This is a genomic window from Sphingopyxis sp. LK2115, from assembly GCF_014595975.1.
Taxonomy (GTDB): Bacteria; Pseudomonadota; Alphaproteobacteria; order Sphingomonadales; family Sphingomonadaceae; genus Sphingopyxis.
The window spans coordinates 72,677-87,386 of record NZ_JABWGQ010000036.1; the positions used below are offsets into that span (position 1 = coordinate 72,677).

The following is a 14,710-nucleotide window of genomic DNA, read 5'->3' on the forward strand; positions in this document are numbered from 1 at the left end:
AGTCGGCCGAAAAGCCGCGCCGGATTGCCAGCGCCACCTTTACGGCGGCGCCGCGATCACTATATGAACAGCGGCCGTGTCGCGACTTGATGTCGCGCGCGCCTGTGAAACGATCAAGGAGATACAGCTATACGCCCGCCCATGACCCGTCGCCCGATGGCGCCGCTGCCGCCGAAGAACGGCCCGCGATACAATGAATTCATCGCCGCCCCCAAAGTCCGCGTGATCGACGAGGAAGGCGAAAATCTGGGCGTAATGCTGACTGCCGAAGCGATTGAACAGGCGGCCGAGGTCGGGCTCGACCTTGTCGAAGTGTCCCCCAACGCCGACCCGCCGGTGTGCAAGTTCCTCGACGTCGGCAAGTATAAATATGAGGCGCAGAAAAAGGCGAACCTCGCCCGCAAGAGCCAGAAGACGCAGGAGATCAAGGAGATCAAGATGCGTCCGAACATCGACGACCATGATTTCGATGTGAAGATGAAGAAGGTCTTCGACTTCCTCGAGGAAGGCGACAAGGTCAAGATGACCATGCGGTTCCGCGGCCGCGAGATGAGCCACACCCAGCTTGGCCTGAATGTGCTCCAGCGCGTCGCCGAACTGACCGCCGAGGTCGCGAAGATCGAGGCGCACCCGCGCACCGAAGGCCGTCAGATGCTGATGGTGCTGGCCCCGAAATAGGCGTCAGGCGAAACAGGGACCGTCACCCCGCGATGGCGGCCCCGCCTTCGCAGGGACGACGAGGTCATTCGCCGATCCGAAAATCGAGGGCGGTCGTTCCACCGGGGCGGCCGCCCGCTTCATATCGGCGCTCGACCATCCGGGCTGCGCCGTTCGCCGCCACAGCGATCAGGGTCGAGGCGCGCGTGCCATAAACGTCGCCCATCAGGAACAGCGCCGGGTTGCCGTCCGCCGTCAGCGTGTCGAGCAGCCCTTCGGGATCACCGCCCGTCGCCACCACCGCCGCGAGCGCAGCGCGCAGCCGCTCTGCGCGCGGGCAGGGGCGGTCGACCGGTTCGTTCGCGAGCGCGTGGACGCCCGGCGCAAGACTTGAAATCTGCGGCCGCGGGCGGTTGGTGAAACGGTGCGGACCGCCGGGGCCAATCGCAAACAGGTTGAAGGCGTTGAAGCGGTCGAGGTCGGCCGCCGCCGGGTTGGCGAAGCGGCCTTGCCCGCGCAGCAGATCGGTCACGAGCGCGCCGCGCGACTCCTTCGCCGGGTCGGGCATCGCGCCGCGAACATTGGTCACGACGACGGCGCGGCCGCTCTGGCTGTGGATACCCAGCCACGTGCCGCCCGCCCGAAGATCGCGCCCCGCGACAATGCCACTGCCGTCGTTCCACGCATGGAGCGGCGCGGCGGGGCGTGCATGAAACTCGTCACGGTTGCCGATGAGGATGAGCGGCCATTCGGGATGGACGCGGTGGGCAAGGGCGACGACGCACATGCGTGCCCATATCGGGTCGATCGGAAGTCTTGCCAAGTCTTCGATGGCCGCCCGATCGACAGCCTCGCGCTCGAAATCCACCAGCCCGACCCGGTGGTGCGCGCGTTGATGGCGGCGAACTTCGCCAACTGGTCCGCGGCGATCGCGCGCTGTTTCGACGCGGCCCTCGGCCGCACGCCGCCCGGCACCGACGCAAAGGCACTCGGCGAACTCGTGCCGATGGTGATGGAAGGCGCGGCGATGCGGGCGCGCACCTTTTGCAACATCGGCTATTTCGACTGCAACTTTGCTGTGTTGCGCGACTATATCACCATGTTGCTGGCGACGGCGAAGCGTGATAGTTTCGCCCGATCTTGCTGGAGGGGGGAGAGAGGATGATGACCGATGCCGTCAGGACGCCCTGGCACCTGTGGGTGGTGGGGATCGTGTCGTTGCTGTGGAACGCCTTTGGCGCGTTCGACTATGTCATGACCAAGCTCAAGAATCCGGACTATATGGCGGCGTTCACGCCCGAACAGCAGGCGTATTTCTATAATTTTCCGCTCTGGGCCAATGTCGGCTGGGCGCTGGGGGTGTGGGGGTCGGTGCTGGGATCGGCGCTGCTGCTCGCGCGCAGCCGCCATGCCGTGGCCGCCTTTCTGTTGTCGCTCGTCGGCTTGGCGATCAGCAGCATCTATCAGTTCGGGATGCATTATGGCGAGCTGGAACGGATGTTCGGGACGTTCCCCATGATCTTTACCGCGGTGATCTGGGCGATACTGATCGCGCTGTTCCTTTATGCGCGCGCGCAGGCGGCGAATGGCGTGCTGCGCTGAATAGGTCGGCTGGTCGTTCCCGCCCTCGCGGGAATGACGAAGATATAAGGACAGGAAATCTCCACCACCGGCCGTCTCCATGGTCGGGCATCGGTCCGGGCGGCCTGATCGCGCCGTAAAACCGGCGTTCTCCATCGGTCGCGCGGCATGGCCCTTGGCCATAGTCTCCATCCCGTTCCTCCAGCTGCGGCTTTACTTGTGCCCGCACATTCCTATGTCGGGGGGATGGTCAGCATTGCGCCCACGCTCCCCAGGGATTTTTCGCAGCTTTCGTTGGCCGAGGCCGCCGAACGGCTCGCCGCGCGGAAGCTGCCGCCGGTCGAAAGCTGGCGCCCCGACCGCACCGGCGACAGCGCGATGGAAATCCGCGCCGACGGCAGCTGGTACCATGAAGGCGGGCGGATCAACCGGCCCGCGATGGTCAAACTTTTCTCGACGATCCTTCGCCGCGAGCCCGACGGCAGCCATGTTCTTGTCACCCCGGCCGAAAAGCTGGTCATCGCGGTCGAGGACACGCCCTTTCGCGCGGTCGAGATGAAGAGCGAAGGCACCGGCGCCACGCGCAAGATCATCTTTCGCCTCGACACTGACGACCTGATACTCGCGGGCGCCGATCACCCGCTCTGCTTCGGCCGCGACCCCGACCATCCCGACCCGCGACTGCATGTGCGCGGCGCGATCGGCAACGGGCTCGAGGCGCGGATCAACCGGACGCTCTATTACGAACTTGCCGACATCGCGCTGGCGGAGGGCGGCGATCCGCTCGCAATCTGGTCGAACGGCGCGCAATTTCCGTTGGTCGACCGCTGATGCTTTCCGCCAAATTGCGCGATGCGCTTGCCAATCTGCTCCCCGGACCGGGCGAGGACGAAGCCTATCTGGGCACGCCGACGCTGCGCGATGCCGCGGTGCTCATTGCCTTCACCGACCGTCCCGACCCCGGAGTCATCCTGACCCAGCGGCCGCAATGGTTGCGCAGCCACGCGGGGCAGGTCGCCTTTCCGGGCGGCAAGATCGATCCCGGCGATCGCGACGCGATCGACGCGGCGCTGCGCGAGGCGGAGGAGGAGATCGGCCTCAGCCGCCGCGACGTGATGATCGCGGGGGTTACCGAACCCTATCGGTCGGGCAGCGGCTATCGCATCACCCCCGTGCTTGGCGTCATCCCGCCCGACCTACCGCTCGATCCCAATCCCGACGAGGTCGAGGACTGGTTCGAGGTGCCGCTCGACATCCTGTTCGACCCCGACAATTATGCGCGCCAGCAGGCGCATTGGCAGGGACAGGACCGGCATTATTATGACATGGACTGGCAGGGACGGCGGATCTGGGGCGTGACCGCGGGCATCATCGTCAATCTGGCGCGGCGCCTGCCCGCGGGGTGGCACCGGTGACGCGTCTGCCCGGCGCCCCATGGCGCGAGCGGCCGGGGCTGCGCCGCGTCGTCGCCGCGCTTGCGGCCGATGGCGGCGCGGTCAAGGTCGTCGGCGGCGCGGTGCGCGACACGCTGCTGGGTCTGGACGTCACCGACGTCGATCTTGCGACCCCGCTGGTGCCGGAGGAAGTGACGCGGCGGCTAGAGGCGGCGGGGATCAAGGTGATCCCGACGGGCATCGCCCACGGCACCGTCACCGCGATCGCCAGCGGCGACCATCACGAGATTACAACGCTGCGCCGCGACGTCGCGACCGATGGCCGCCGCGCGACGGTCGCCTTTGCCGAGGAGTGGCGCGACGACGCCGCGCGGCGCGATTTCACGATCAACGCGCTCTATGCCGACCCCGATACGGGAGAGGTCGACGACTGGTTCGGCGGCCTCGCCGATCTTGCGGTTGGCCGCGTCGCCTTCATCGGCGACCCCGCGACACGCATTGCCGAGGATCATCTGCGCATCCTGCGCTTCTATCGTTTTGCCGCGCGCTTCGGACGCGGCGACCTTGACCCCGAAAGCCATGCCGCGGTCGTCGCCGCGCGCCAGTCGCTCAAAAGCCTGTCGCGCGAGCGCATCGCCGACGAGCTCACCAAGCTGTTGGCGCTCCCCGATCCGCGCGCGATCGTCGCGCAGATGCACGGCGACGGCATCTTCGCGGTGCTGCTGCCCGAACTCGACACGGGCTTTGCCGCGACGCTCGACCGGCTGCTCGCGAACGAAGCCGCGGCGGGCATCGCGCCCGCCCCGCTCCGCCGCCTCGCCGCTTTGCTTCCTGCCGATGCCGCGATCGCCGAACAGGTGGCGAGCCGGTTGCGCCTGTCGACGCGCCAGCGCAAGCATCTCGCCGCGCTCGGCGGCCATCGCCATGATGTCGTGCGCCCGGCGCGCCAGCTCGCGCACGCGATCGGCATCGATGCGGCGCGCGACGTGCATCTGCTCGCGGGCGACCCCGCGGCGCTTGCTGCCCTGGCCGATTGGCAGGTTCCGGCGCTGCCGCTCAAAGGCGGCGACATCGTCGCGCGCGGCATCGCCGCGGGGCCGGAAGTGGCGCGCATCCTGAAGGCGGTCGAGGCGGCGTGGGTGGCGGAGGATTTTCCCGGCCCCGCGCGCGTCGTCGAACTGGTCGATCAGAAGATCGGTCGCGTGAGCGACTGACGCCAATAGTCGAGCGCGGCATCGCCATCCATCGGCCGCGCGAACAAATATCCCTGCCCGAAATCGCAGCCGAGCGCCGAGAGCAGCCGCGCCTGATCGGTCGTCTCGACCCCCTCGGCGGTCGTTTTCATCCCCAGCACTTCGGCGAGGCTCTGGATCGTGCGGACGATTGCCACCTTGTCGCGGTCGTCGACCATATGTTCGACGAAGCTGCGGTCGATCTTGAGCACGTCGATCGGCAGCCGCTGCAGATAGGCCAGATTCGAATAGCCGGTGCCGAAATCGTCCATCGCGACGCGCGCGTCGAGCGCCTTCAGTTCGCGCAGCACCGACAGCGCCAGGTCGGGATCGCCGATGATCGCGCTTTCGGTGAGTTCGATCATCAGCCGTTCGCCGCCGATACCGTTTTTTTTGAGCGCCTGCCGCACAACCCCGGCAACATCGTCGCGCACCAGCTGGATCGCCGAGACATTGACCGAGAAATAGGCGTTGACGACCTGTCCGCCGTTCTGCCGGTCCCAGTCGGCGAGCACCGCCGCCGCCTTGCCGATCGCCCATTGGCCGAGCGGGACGATCAACCCCGAATCCTCGGCGATCGGGATGAACTCGGTCGGCGACACCGCGACACCGACGCCATTGTCCCAGCGCGCGAGCGCTTCAAACCCCGCGACGCGCCCCGTCGCCATCTCGACAAGCGGCTGAAAGGCGAGGTGCAGCCGATCCTCCTCGATCGCGTTGCGCAGTTCGGTTTCGAGTCCGAAGCGGTTGTCGGACAGCATCGCCGCTTCGGGTTCATAGATTTCGATGCGATCGGTCTGCTTCGCGCGCTTGAGTGCGATCTGCGCGTGACGGATCTGATTCGCCACGTCGATTTCGTCGGTCGGCAGGATCGAACAGCCAAGGGCGCAATCGACGCTGACCTTCAGTTCGCCGATGCGGAACGGATGATCGAAACAGCCGCGGATGCGCCGCGCCATTTCGCGCACATCGGCGCGTCCGCCGACGATTCGCGTCGAAATTGCGAACTCGTCGCCCCCGGTGCGCGCCAATATATCGCCGCTGCGCAGGCTCGATTTCAGCCGTCGCGCGACGGTGATGATCAGCTCGTCGCCCGCCATTGGGCCGATATGTTCGTTGATGCGCGAAAAACGTGCAAGGTCGAGCAGCAGCACGGCATGATCGGCGCCGGGCGCTTCGCCATACGCGCGCTGTTCGACCAGTTCCTCGAACCCCGCGCGGTTGGGCAGGCCGGTCAGGCTGTCCGACACCAGTTCGCGGCGCAGGTTGCGCTCGGTCATCATTTCCTGGGTGCGATCGATCAGCGTCAGCAGATAAAGCCCGTCGTCGTCCGTTTCGTTGGGCAACGGGCCGATATGTCCGCGCAGGTCGCGCGCTGCCGGTCCCTCGCCGAGCTGGCACGAAAACTCCTGCACCTCGCCCGACTGTTGCGATGCGCGTTCGACCGCGCGCACAAGCTCGATCGGCGCGTCGGCGCCGACCGGTGACAGGTTCAGCCGGTCGAAAGCGGCGTTGCTTGCGTGAAGGCGGAAATTGCCGCGCGTCATCGGTCTGACCAGCGCGGCCGGCACCGGCAGCGCGTCGATCCAGCCGACAAACAGCAAAGGCCGGTCTTCGCCGGTTCGATCAATAGGCATGACAGCGGGTTTTGTGCGACCTTTCCCCATTTACCCATGCCTAGGCTATGGGGAGTAAAGAAGGGATTTACGGCAGCGCGCTTTTGCGCTCAGTCGAAGCGATTGTTGCGCGGAAATCCGGTCGGCGGCATCCGTCCCGCCGCGCCGCGCGCGACGCGCCACGGCGCCAGATCGGTTTCGGTGCGCGTGCGGCCGCTGTCGCCGCCCATCGTCCAGCTAAGCCCGTCGGCCAGGACAAAGCTCACCGCGTCGGACAGGCCGCCGTCGCGATAGCGTTGCAGCATCACCCCCTGGCCGCGCCCCATCACCGGCACTTCGGCCAGCGGAAAGACGACAAGCTTGCGATTCTCGCCGACGACCGCGACGCTGTCGTCGCCGGGCGCGACCGGGCGCACGACCGCAAGCGTCGCCCTGGGCTTCAGGTTGACGACGTTGCGGCCCTTGCGCGTCTCGGCGGTGACGTCGTCCGTCTGGACGATGAAACCATGTCCGCTCGTCGAAGCGAGCAGCAGGCGGCCCTCGGCGCTCGCGGGGAGCATCGCGACGATGCGTGCGTCGGGGTCGATGTCGACCATCAGCCGCAGCGGCTCGCCGAATCCGCGCCCGCCGGGCAATTTGTCGGCGCCGACGGTGAAAAAACGCCCGTCGCTTGCCGCGATCAACAGCTTGTCGGTCGTTTGCGCGTGTGCGGCAAAGAGCAGCTCGTCGCCTTCCTTGAACTTGAACTCGCTCCACTGACTCTCCGCGACATGGCCGCGCTGCGCGCGAATCCAGCCGCGCTTCGACAGGATCACCGTCACCGGTTCCTTTTCGATCATCGCGTCGAGCGGAATCTCGCGCGTCGGAGCGGCTTCCGCGATCGTCGTGCGCCGCGCACCAAGCCGCGTTTCGAGCCCATAGACGTCGCTGAGCTTCTTGAGGTCGGCGCGCAACCGCTTTCGTTGCAGCGCGGGACTCTCGACCAGCCGGGCCAGATCCTCGCGCTCGGCGGTCAAATCGGCCTGCTCGCGCTTCAGTTCCATTTCCTCCAGCTTGCGCAAAGACCGCAGGCGCATGTTGAGGATCGCCTCGGCCTGACGGTCGGTCAGCTCGAACTCGGCGATCATCACCGGCTTGGGTTCGTCTTCGGTGCGGATGATCTCGATGATCCGGTCGAGGTTCAGAAAGGCGATAATGTATCCGGCAACCAGCTCCAGCCGATCGTCGATCTTCGCGATCCGGTGCTGCGCGCGGCGGACGAGCACGACGATCTGGTGCGTGAGCCATTCGGCGAGCAACTGTTTCAGCCCCATCACCTTCGGCGTGCGCGTCGCGTCGAGGACGTTCAGATTGAGCGCGAAGCGGCTTTCGAGGTCGGTCAGCCGATAGAGGCTGTCCTTCAGCACTTCGGGGTCGACGTTGCGGCTCTTGGGCACCAGAATGATGCGGATATCCTCGGCGCTTTCGTCGCGGACATCCTCCAGGATCGGCAGTTTCCTGTCGGCGATCAGCTGCGCGATCTGTTCGATCAGCTTGCCCTTGGCGACGCCATAGGGGATTTCGCTGATGACGAGCTGCCAGGTGCCGCCGGACAGCTTCTCGACCCCGCCGGCTTCCCATTGGCCGCCCGCATCCTTGCCGGTCGAAAAGCGCGCGCGGACGCGAAAGCTGCCGCGCCCGCTTTCATAGGCCTGCGCGATCGTTTCGGCGCTGTCGGCGACGATGCCGCCGGTGGGGAAATCGGGGCCCTTTACATGGGTGAGCAGGTCCGAAAGCTCGGCCTTCGGATTGTCGAGCAGCAGCAGTGCGGCGTCGATCACTTCGGCCGCGTTGTGCGGCGGGATGTTGGTCGCCATGCCGACCGCAATCCCGCTCGCGCCATTGGCGAGCAGGTTGGGGAAGAGGCCGGGCATGATCTCGGGCTCTTCATCCTCGCCATTATAGGTCGGCCTGAAATCGACCGTGCCTTCGTCCAGCCCCGCCATCAGGTCGATGGCAACGCGCGTCAGCCGCGCCTCGGTATAGCGATAGGCAGCGGCATTATCGCCGTCGATATTGCCGAAATTGCCCTGACCGTCGACAAGCGGATAGCGGAGCGAAAAATCCTGTGCGAGGCGGACCATCGCGTCGTAAACCGCGGTGTCGCCGTGCGGGTGGAACTTGCCGATGACGTCGCCGACGACGCGCGCCGACTTCTTGTAACCCTGGCCCGGGTCGAGCCGCATCGCGCGCATCGCCCACAACAGGCGGCGGTGGACGGGCTTCAGCCCGTCGCGCAGGTCGGGGAGCGAGCGCGCCGTGATCGTCGATAGCGCATAGACGAGATAGCGCTGGGACAGCGCGCTGTCGAACGGGGTATCGATGCTGGTGCCGGGTTCGGAAGGGGGAAGATCGTCGATTGTGCTGGCCATTGTCGGCCGCCGATAGCAAGGCTGGCGCGCCAAGGCAAAGCCTTGCGTCGGCGCGCCCGAACGGGCCGCAAGAGCGCCCGCAAAGGGTCAGCCCGCGCGATGCTCGCCGCGCACCCAGCGCACGGTGCCCGACGACGCGCGCATGACGACGCTTTCGGTGGTCAGCACGCCGCCGCGGCGGCGCTTCACGCCGCGCAGCAGCGACCCGTCGGTCACCCCCGTCGCGGCGAAGATCACGTCGCCCCTGGCCAGGTCGTCGAGATCATAGACGCGGTCGAGATCGTCGATCCCCCATTTTTTCGCGCGCAGCCGTTCGTCGTCGTTGCGGAACAGGAGGCGCCCCTTGAACTGGCCGCCGACGCAGCGCAGCGCCGCGGCGGCGAGCACGCCTTCGGGCGCGCCGCCCGACCCCATATAGAGGTCGATATTGGTGTCGGGGTTGGTCGTCGCGATCACCCCGGCGACGTCGCCGTCGGGGATCAGCGCCACGCCGCAGCCGATCGCGCGCAGTTCGGCGATGATCGCCTCGTGGCGCGGGCGGTCGAGCACGCACACGATAATCTCTTCGGGTGCGACGCCTTTTTCGCGCGCGACCGCGGCGACATTCTCCTGCACGCTCTTGTCGAACCCGATGATGTCCGGCGAATAGCCGGGGCCGACCGCCAGCTTGTCCATATAGACGTCGGGCGCGTTCAAAAGGCAGCCTTCCTCGGCGATCGCGAGCACCGCGAGCGCGTTGGGACCGGCTTTGGCGGTGATCGTCGTGCCTTCGAGCGGGTCGACCGCAATGTCGATCTTCGGCCCCTTGCCGGGCGCGTTGCCGACCTTTTCGCCGATATACAGCATCGGAGCCTCGTCGCGCTCGCCCTCGCCGATGACGATCGTGCCGTCCATATAGAGCGTGTTGAAGGCGCTCCGCATCGCCTCGACGGCGGCCGCGTCGGCGGCTTTCTCGTCGCCGCGGCCGATCAGCCTGGCGGCGGCGATCGCCGCGGCTTCGGTGACGCGCACCATTTCGAGCACGAGCACCCGGTCGAGGTTGCTGCCGCTTTTCGTCATCTCCGCCACTCTCCGTCTTTACTTGCTGCGCCCCTTCGGCATGGTGGGCGCCATATGGCCCGCCGCCCCGCTTGTCGAGAATGCTTCGTCCGATTCGCGGCGGCTTTCGCGCTCTTGTGCGTCATCCCCGTGACGGCGGGGGCGCAGGTGCAGGGGCCGCCCGCGCCGCCGCCGCCGCGCGATGCCGAAAGCGCGATCGCCAATGCCAGGGAGCTTGTCGACCCGGTCCGGCGCTGCAAGCCTGCCGACGACGGCACGATCACCGTCTGCGGCACCGACACCGAACGCCACCGGCTGACCCCCGAACTGCGCGCGATAGCGGGCGTCGGCGGCGAGGCGTCGCCGAAGCTGCCGCGCGCCGAAGCGCGGGCAATGAGCCTCGACAAGCTGCCCTATAACTGGGTCTCGATCGGCGGTCGGGGAAAACCCGGCCCCGAATATAATGCGCTTTACGAAATGGCGAAGGAGCGCACCGATCCCGATGCGGGCGATCCGCCGCCCGCGCCCGCAGGGGAAGCGCCCTAAAGCGCCAGTATCGGCATGTGCATCGGCGCGCCGACCACATGCTCCGACGCGCCGAGCGCCGCGAGCGCCGCATGGATTGCGCTGGCCGGGCCTTCATGGGTCACCAGCACGATGACGACGCCGTCGCCATCCTCGCTGCCGCGCTGGATCAGGCTTTCGATCGACACCCCGGCATCGCGCATCGCCGCCGCAATTTCGGCGAGCACGCCGATCCGGTCCTCGACGATCAGGCGGACATAATGTTTGCCGACGCGCGCGCCGGCATCGGCGGCGGGCGCGGCGTCGAGCGCATCGACGGGCATCGCAAAGGCGGGGCCATATTCGTCGCGCGCGATGTCGATGATGTCGGCGACGATCGCGGAGGCGGTCGGCCCGGCGCCCGCGCCCGCGCCCTCGAAAAACAGGCGGCCGACAAAATTGCCCTCGGCGACCACGGCGTTGAGCGCGCCGGGGACATAGGCGAGCGGATGGTCGGCGGGCACCAGGCACGGCTGGACATGCTGATACAGGCCGGTCGCCCCCCGTTCGGCCATGCCGATCAGGCGGACGCGGTGGCCGAGCGCTTCGGCCTCGCGGATGTCGGCGGCGATCAGGCCCCGGATGCCCTCGGCGGCCACCGCGCCGATGTCGAGCCGCGTCCCGAAACAGAGCGCGGCGAGGATCGACAATTTATGCGCGGCGTCGATGCCGTCGACGTCAAAGGTCGGGTCGGCTTCGGCATAGCCCTCGGCCTGCGCGGCCGCGAGCGCGTCGGCGAAGCTGGCGCCATTCCGTTCCATCTGGGTCAGTATATAATTGCAGGTGCCGTTGAGGATGCCATAGACGCGCGCGATCTCGTTCGCCGACGCGCCTTCGCGGATCGCCTTGATGACGGGAATGCCGCCCGCGACCGCGGCTTCATATTTCAGCGGCGTGTCCTTTTCCTCGGCGATTCGCGCCAGATCCAGCCCGTGATGCGCGATCATCGCCTTGTTCGCGGTGACCAGCGCCTTGCCCGCGCCGAGCGCGCGGCGCGCCAGCGTCAGCGCCGATCCGTCGGCGCCGCCGATCATCTCGACGACGACATCGACGTCGCCCGCCGCGACCAGCGCGTCCATATCGTCTTCCCAGCGATAGGGGGACAGGTCGATACCGCGGTCCTTGTGCCGGTCGCGCGCCGACACCGCGACGATTTCGATCGGCCGACCCGCGCGCCGCGCGATCAGTGCGCGATTCGCCTCGAGCAGCCGCACGACGCCCCCGCCGACGACACCGATCCCGGCAAGCGCGACGCGCAGCGGCGGGCGGGCGGCGGGCGGGGCGACAGGGGACGACATGATCGAAAACTCCAGGCAAAGGCTTGCGGGGGCAGCCCCCGTCATGGCCGCCGCCCTATCGGCTTTTCCGCTGGAGACAAGCCTGCTGCGCCTTTCGCGCGCCGAAGCCGATCTTTACCCCCTGGCTTTATCCCTCCGGTGGCTTGCGCGTTCGCGTGCATTCGCCGAGCGCGCCGAGCACCACGGCATAATCCGACGCCGCCTTTTGCCGATCCGCGGGCGCGGTGCCCGCCAGCTTGCCCAGCGGCAACCGGCGCGGCAGGCCGCAGGCGAGGCGATACCAGGCGAGCGTTTCGCGCGCGGGCACCGCCGCCGACCCGTCGACGATCTCGCCGAAAGCCGCGGCCCAGCGCCGCGACCCGTCGGCGGCGGTCAGCACCGTCAGCGATACGGGTTCTCCCGTGGCTGTATTCAGGAACAGCTGCGTCTCGCCCTCGCCGGGCAGCGTGCCGGGGACGTGAAAACCGTTGGCGATGCCGGTGATCGCGGGCGGAGCGCCCGGTTTGACGAGCTCGGTCAGGATCGCGCGCAGTCGCGCCTCGGTCGCTGCATCCCATGGAAGCTGCGCGTCGGGCGCGACCAGCTGGACGCTGCCCGTGTCGTTCGTTCCCGCCGCGGCGCCCGCGACGGGGCGGGCAAAGAGCAGGACCGGCTGCTTGCGCTTCGGCTTCGCGGGCTTGCCGCGCGCGTCGTTCGGCAAGTCGACCAGATAGGAGATTCGGGCAGCCAGGGGATCGTTCCCGCGAATCAGGCGCACGACGTCGGCCTCCACATAGAATCGCGTGTGGGCGGGCGCGACGCCGGGCGCGCGCTCGGCTTTCAGCGCCGCGGCGCGGTGGATGCGCGCGTGCAGCACGATCGGCGCTGCGGTGGCAAGGTCGGCGATGTCGGCATAGCTATAGGGACTGGTTCCGGTGGCCGGTTCGTTTGTCTGCATCGCCGAAACACCGGGGATTCCAAGGGTTAGCGTCAGAGCGCCGGCGATGAAGACGGCGTGGGGGAGGCGCATGGTCGATCCTCTTTCCATTTTTTTCGCATCGTCGGTGACACCGGTATCGGTGTCGGAAACCCCATCATGGGACAGGGCACATTAACCGCTGATAAAGGGTTTGCGAATGTGCCGCCACCGCGATAGGACGGGCGCGAAGTGTCCGGCGAGAACATAATATGCCGGATGCAGTGCCGTCGGGTCTGTGAAAGCGCATCGGAAATCATCCGGGCATTTGGCAACCGTCCCGATGGTTGGAATTGGTGTCAGGATGATCTAGCAAGGAGCGTCGTCCCTGAATGGCTTATGGTGATAGTGTCGACCCTAAAAACAGGGTAGTGGCAATCGTCTTGGTCGGTCTGTTCACCGCTGTTCTGGGCTACGGCCTGGTCAACGGCCTGAACATCAGCATCGTCAAGAAGATCGCCGAAAAATTGGACGTGGTGGACGTTGAAGAGCCGCCGCCGCCGGAGGAACCGCCGCCGCCGCCGCCGCCGGACAATGTCTTGCCGCCGCCGCCGCCGGTGGTGACGCCGCCGTCGCCGATCCCGCCGCCGGTCACGACGAACACGATTCAGTCGGTGCCGAAGGCGCCGCCGACGCCGCCGCCGCCCGTGTTCACGCCGCCCGCGCCCCCGGCGCCCCCGGCGCCCGACCTCAGCGAGGCCGGCTCGCCGCGCGGCAACCCGGCGCGTTGGGCGACGAACGACGATTATCCGGCGCGCGCCATGCGCGAAGAACGCGAAGGCACGACCGGATTCCGTGTGACCTATGGGGCCGATGGCCGCGTTACCTCGTGCGACATTACCTCGTCGAGCGGGCACGCCGACCTCGATGCCGAAACCTGCAAGCTGATCACGCGCCGCGCCCGGTTCAATCCGGGCAAGGACCGCGCGGGCAATCCGACAGGGGGCTCATACAGCAATCGTATCCGTTGGCAGATCCCCCGCTGATCTGACGCGATCCTAACCATTTTCGATTTGAACAAATTCTTTGAGAGGGAATTTCCAGTATGTTTAATCTGATCGCAAACGCCGCCGCTGCGGCGCCGGCCGCCGCTCACGACGCAGGCCTCAGCCTGATGCCCGCTTCCATGTGCGTGAAGGAAGAAGGCCAGAACCCCTATGGTCTGGTTCCCGCGCTGTGCGAGGGCGGCGTCGTTTCGCAGCTCACCTTCCTCATCCTGCTCATCATGTTTGTCGGGACGCTCTACATCCTGTTCACCAAGCTGTTCGAACAGAACAAGGTGATCAACCAGGGCAAGACCGTCGACGCTACCTTCTGGCGCGCGCCGACGCTTGCCGATGGCGTTTCCAAGCTGGAAAAGAACAGCGCCTATCGCCAGGTCGTCGAAGACGGCCTCCGCGCGAATGAGGAGCATAACAAGCTGACCGACCCCGTCGAAGCGCATGACTGGATGCACGGCACGCTCGAACGTTCGCAGAACCACATCAATTCGAAACTGAACAGCGGCCTCGCCTTCCTTGCGACTGTCGGTTCGACCGCGCCGTTCATCGGGCTGTTCGGTACCGTTATCGGCATTCTGCGCGCGCTGGTGAAGATCGGCGCATCGGGTCAGGCGTCGATCGACACCGTCGCCGGTCCGGTCGGCGAAGCGCTCATCATGACGGCCATCGGTCTGATCGTCGCGGTTCCCGCGGTGCTCGCGTTCAACTGGCTCCAGAGCCGCAACAAGATGATTGCCCGCCGTCTGTCGATCTTCTCGAACGACGTTCTCGGTTCGATCATGTCGAACGGCCAGGTGAAGCCGGCGTCGCCGACGGTGGCAAAGGCCGCTGCCCCGGCCGCCGCGCCGAAGAAAGCCTGATTCGGCTCCTGGATCCCCGCCCGCCTTCCGGGGTGGGCGGGGTCCGCTGGACGGCCCTGTTCGCCGTCCATGACAGATAATTTTGTGACAGGATGCTAATCCT

At 66.8% G+C, this 14,710-nt stretch carries 15 protein-coding genes; 9 read left to right on the top strand and 6 right to left on the bottom strand.

The genetic code is table 11. From position 1 onward, the window contains the following. Window positions 1-141 precede the first annotated feature (141 nt). Window positions 142-678 (top strand): translation initiation factor IF-3, encoded by a 537-nt coding sequence (infC, locus tag HUW43_RS06070; protein WP_188236541.1) that lies wholly within the window; start codon window positions 142-144, stop codon window positions 676-678. Window positions 679-742: 64 nt separating this feature from the next. Here infC and HUW43_RS06075 read toward each other — a convergent pair whose 3' ends face one another. Further along, window positions 743-1,444, bottom strand: a complete 702-nt coding sequence (locus HUW43_RS06075; protein ID WP_188236542.1) for an NRDE family protein — start codon at window positions 1,442-1,444, stop codon at window positions 743-745. Between HUW43_RS06075 and HUW43_RS06080 the strand changes: the two genes are divergently transcribed. The 5 genes from HUW43_RS06080 to HUW43_RS06100 all read left to right on the top strand — a co-directional run bounded on the left by HUW43_RS06080 (window position 1,421) and on the right by HUW43_RS06100 (window position 4,846). Beyond that, window positions 1,421-1,822: a hypothetical protein gene (locus HUW43_RS06080; protein ID WP_188236543.1), complete on the top strand. Its 402-nt coding sequence runs from the start codon at window positions 1,421-1,423 to the stop codon at window positions 1,820-1,822. The genes HUW43_RS06075 and HUW43_RS06080 overlap by 24 nt on opposite strands. Beyond that, window positions 1,822-2,259 carry a hypothetical protein gene (locus HUW43_RS06085; RefSeq protein ID WP_188236602.1) on the top strand — a complete coding sequence of 146 codons (438 nt, stop codon included), beginning with the start codon at window positions 1,822-1,824 and terminating at the stop codon, window positions 2,257-2,259. The genes HUW43_RS06080 and HUW43_RS06085 overlap by 1 nt, the downstream gene beginning before the upstream one ends. A gap of 225 nt (window positions 2,260-2,484) precedes the next feature. Continuing rightward, on the top strand, window positions 2,485-3,069 hold the full coding sequence (locus HUW43_RS06090) for a DUF1285 domain-containing protein (RefSeq protein WP_188236544.1): 585 nt from the start codon (window positions 2,485-2,487) through the stop codon (window positions 3,067-3,069). Further along, entirely contained in the window at window positions 3,069-3,653 is a 585-nt protein-coding gene (locus HUW43_RS06095) for a CoA pyrophosphatase (RefSeq protein ID WP_188236545.1), read from the top strand. Before HUW43_RS06090 ends, HUW43_RS06095 begins: the two co-directional genes overlap by 1 nt. Then, window positions 3,650-4,846, top strand: a complete 1,197-nt coding sequence (locus HUW43_RS06100) for a CCA tRNA nucleotidyltransferase (protein WP_188236546.1) — start codon at window positions 3,650-3,652, stop codon at window positions 4,844-4,846. The genes HUW43_RS06095 and HUW43_RS06100 overlap by 4 nt, the downstream gene beginning before the upstream one ends. Here the strand turns inward: HUW43_RS06100 and HUW43_RS06105 are convergent. The 3 genes from HUW43_RS06105 to glpX all read right to left on the bottom strand — a co-directional run bounded on the left by HUW43_RS06105 (window position 4,819) and on the right by glpX (window position 9,950). After that, the gene (locus HUW43_RS06105) at window positions 4,819-6,501 is read right to left on the bottom strand and encodes a putative bifunctional diguanylate cyclase/phosphodiesterase (RefSeq protein ID WP_223181323.1); all 1,683 of its coding nucleotides are present in this window, start codon (window positions 6,499-6,501) and stop codon (window positions 4,819-4,821) included. The two genes, HUW43_RS06100 and HUW43_RS06105, sit on opposite strands and share 28 nt — an antisense overlap. Window positions 6,502-6,590: 89 nt before the next feature. Continuing rightward, entirely contained in the window at window positions 6,591-8,891 is a 2,301-nt protein-coding gene (gene parC / locus HUW43_RS06110; protein ID WP_188236548.1) for a DNA topoisomerase IV subunit A, read from the bottom strand. A gap of 87 nt (window positions 8,892-8,978) precedes the next feature. Further along, entirely contained in the window at window positions 8,979-9,950 is a 972-nt protein-coding gene (glpX, locus tag HUW43_RS06115) for a class II fructose-bisphosphatase (RefSeq protein ID WP_188236603.1), read from the bottom strand. A 129-nt stretch (window positions 9,951-10,079) separates the two neighbouring features. On the opposite strand from glpX, the gene HUW43_RS06120 reads away from it, so the two are divergent. Further along, a complete protein-coding gene (locus tag HUW43_RS06120) occupies window positions 10,080-10,475 on the top strand; it encodes a hypothetical protein (RefSeq protein WP_317450829.1) in 396 nt (131 codons plus the stop codon). Here HUW43_RS06120 and HUW43_RS06125 read toward each other — a convergent pair. Both HUW43_RS06125 and HUW43_RS06130 read right to left on the bottom strand, forming a co-directional pair. Continuing rightward, on the bottom strand, window positions 10,472-11,791 hold the full coding sequence (locus HUW43_RS06125; RefSeq protein WP_188236604.1) for a homoserine dehydrogenase: 1,320 nt from the start codon (window positions 11,789-11,791) through the stop codon (window positions 10,472-10,474). The genes HUW43_RS06120 and HUW43_RS06125 overlap by 4 nt on opposite strands. A 127-nt stretch (window positions 11,792-11,918) precedes the next feature. Continuing rightward, window positions 11,919-12,728, bottom strand: a complete 810-nt coding sequence (locus HUW43_RS06130) for a hypothetical protein (protein WP_223181324.1) — start codon at window positions 12,726-12,728, stop codon at window positions 11,919-11,921. A gap of 350 nt (window positions 12,729-13,078) precedes the next feature. Between HUW43_RS06130 and HUW43_RS06135 the strand changes: the two genes are divergently transcribed. Further along, window positions 13,079-13,732: an energy transducer TonB gene (locus tag HUW43_RS06135; protein ID WP_188236551.1), complete on the top strand. Its 654-nt coding sequence runs from the start codon at window positions 13,079-13,081 to the stop codon at window positions 13,730-13,732. Window positions 13,733-13,791: 59 nt separating this feature from the next. After that, window positions 13,792-14,607 (top strand): MotA/TolQ/ExbB proton channel family protein, encoded by an 816-nt coding sequence (locus HUW43_RS06140; RefSeq protein ID WP_188236552.1) that lies wholly within the window; start codon window positions 13,792-13,794, stop codon window positions 14,605-14,607. Window positions 14,608-14,710: the final 103 nt, after the last annotated feature.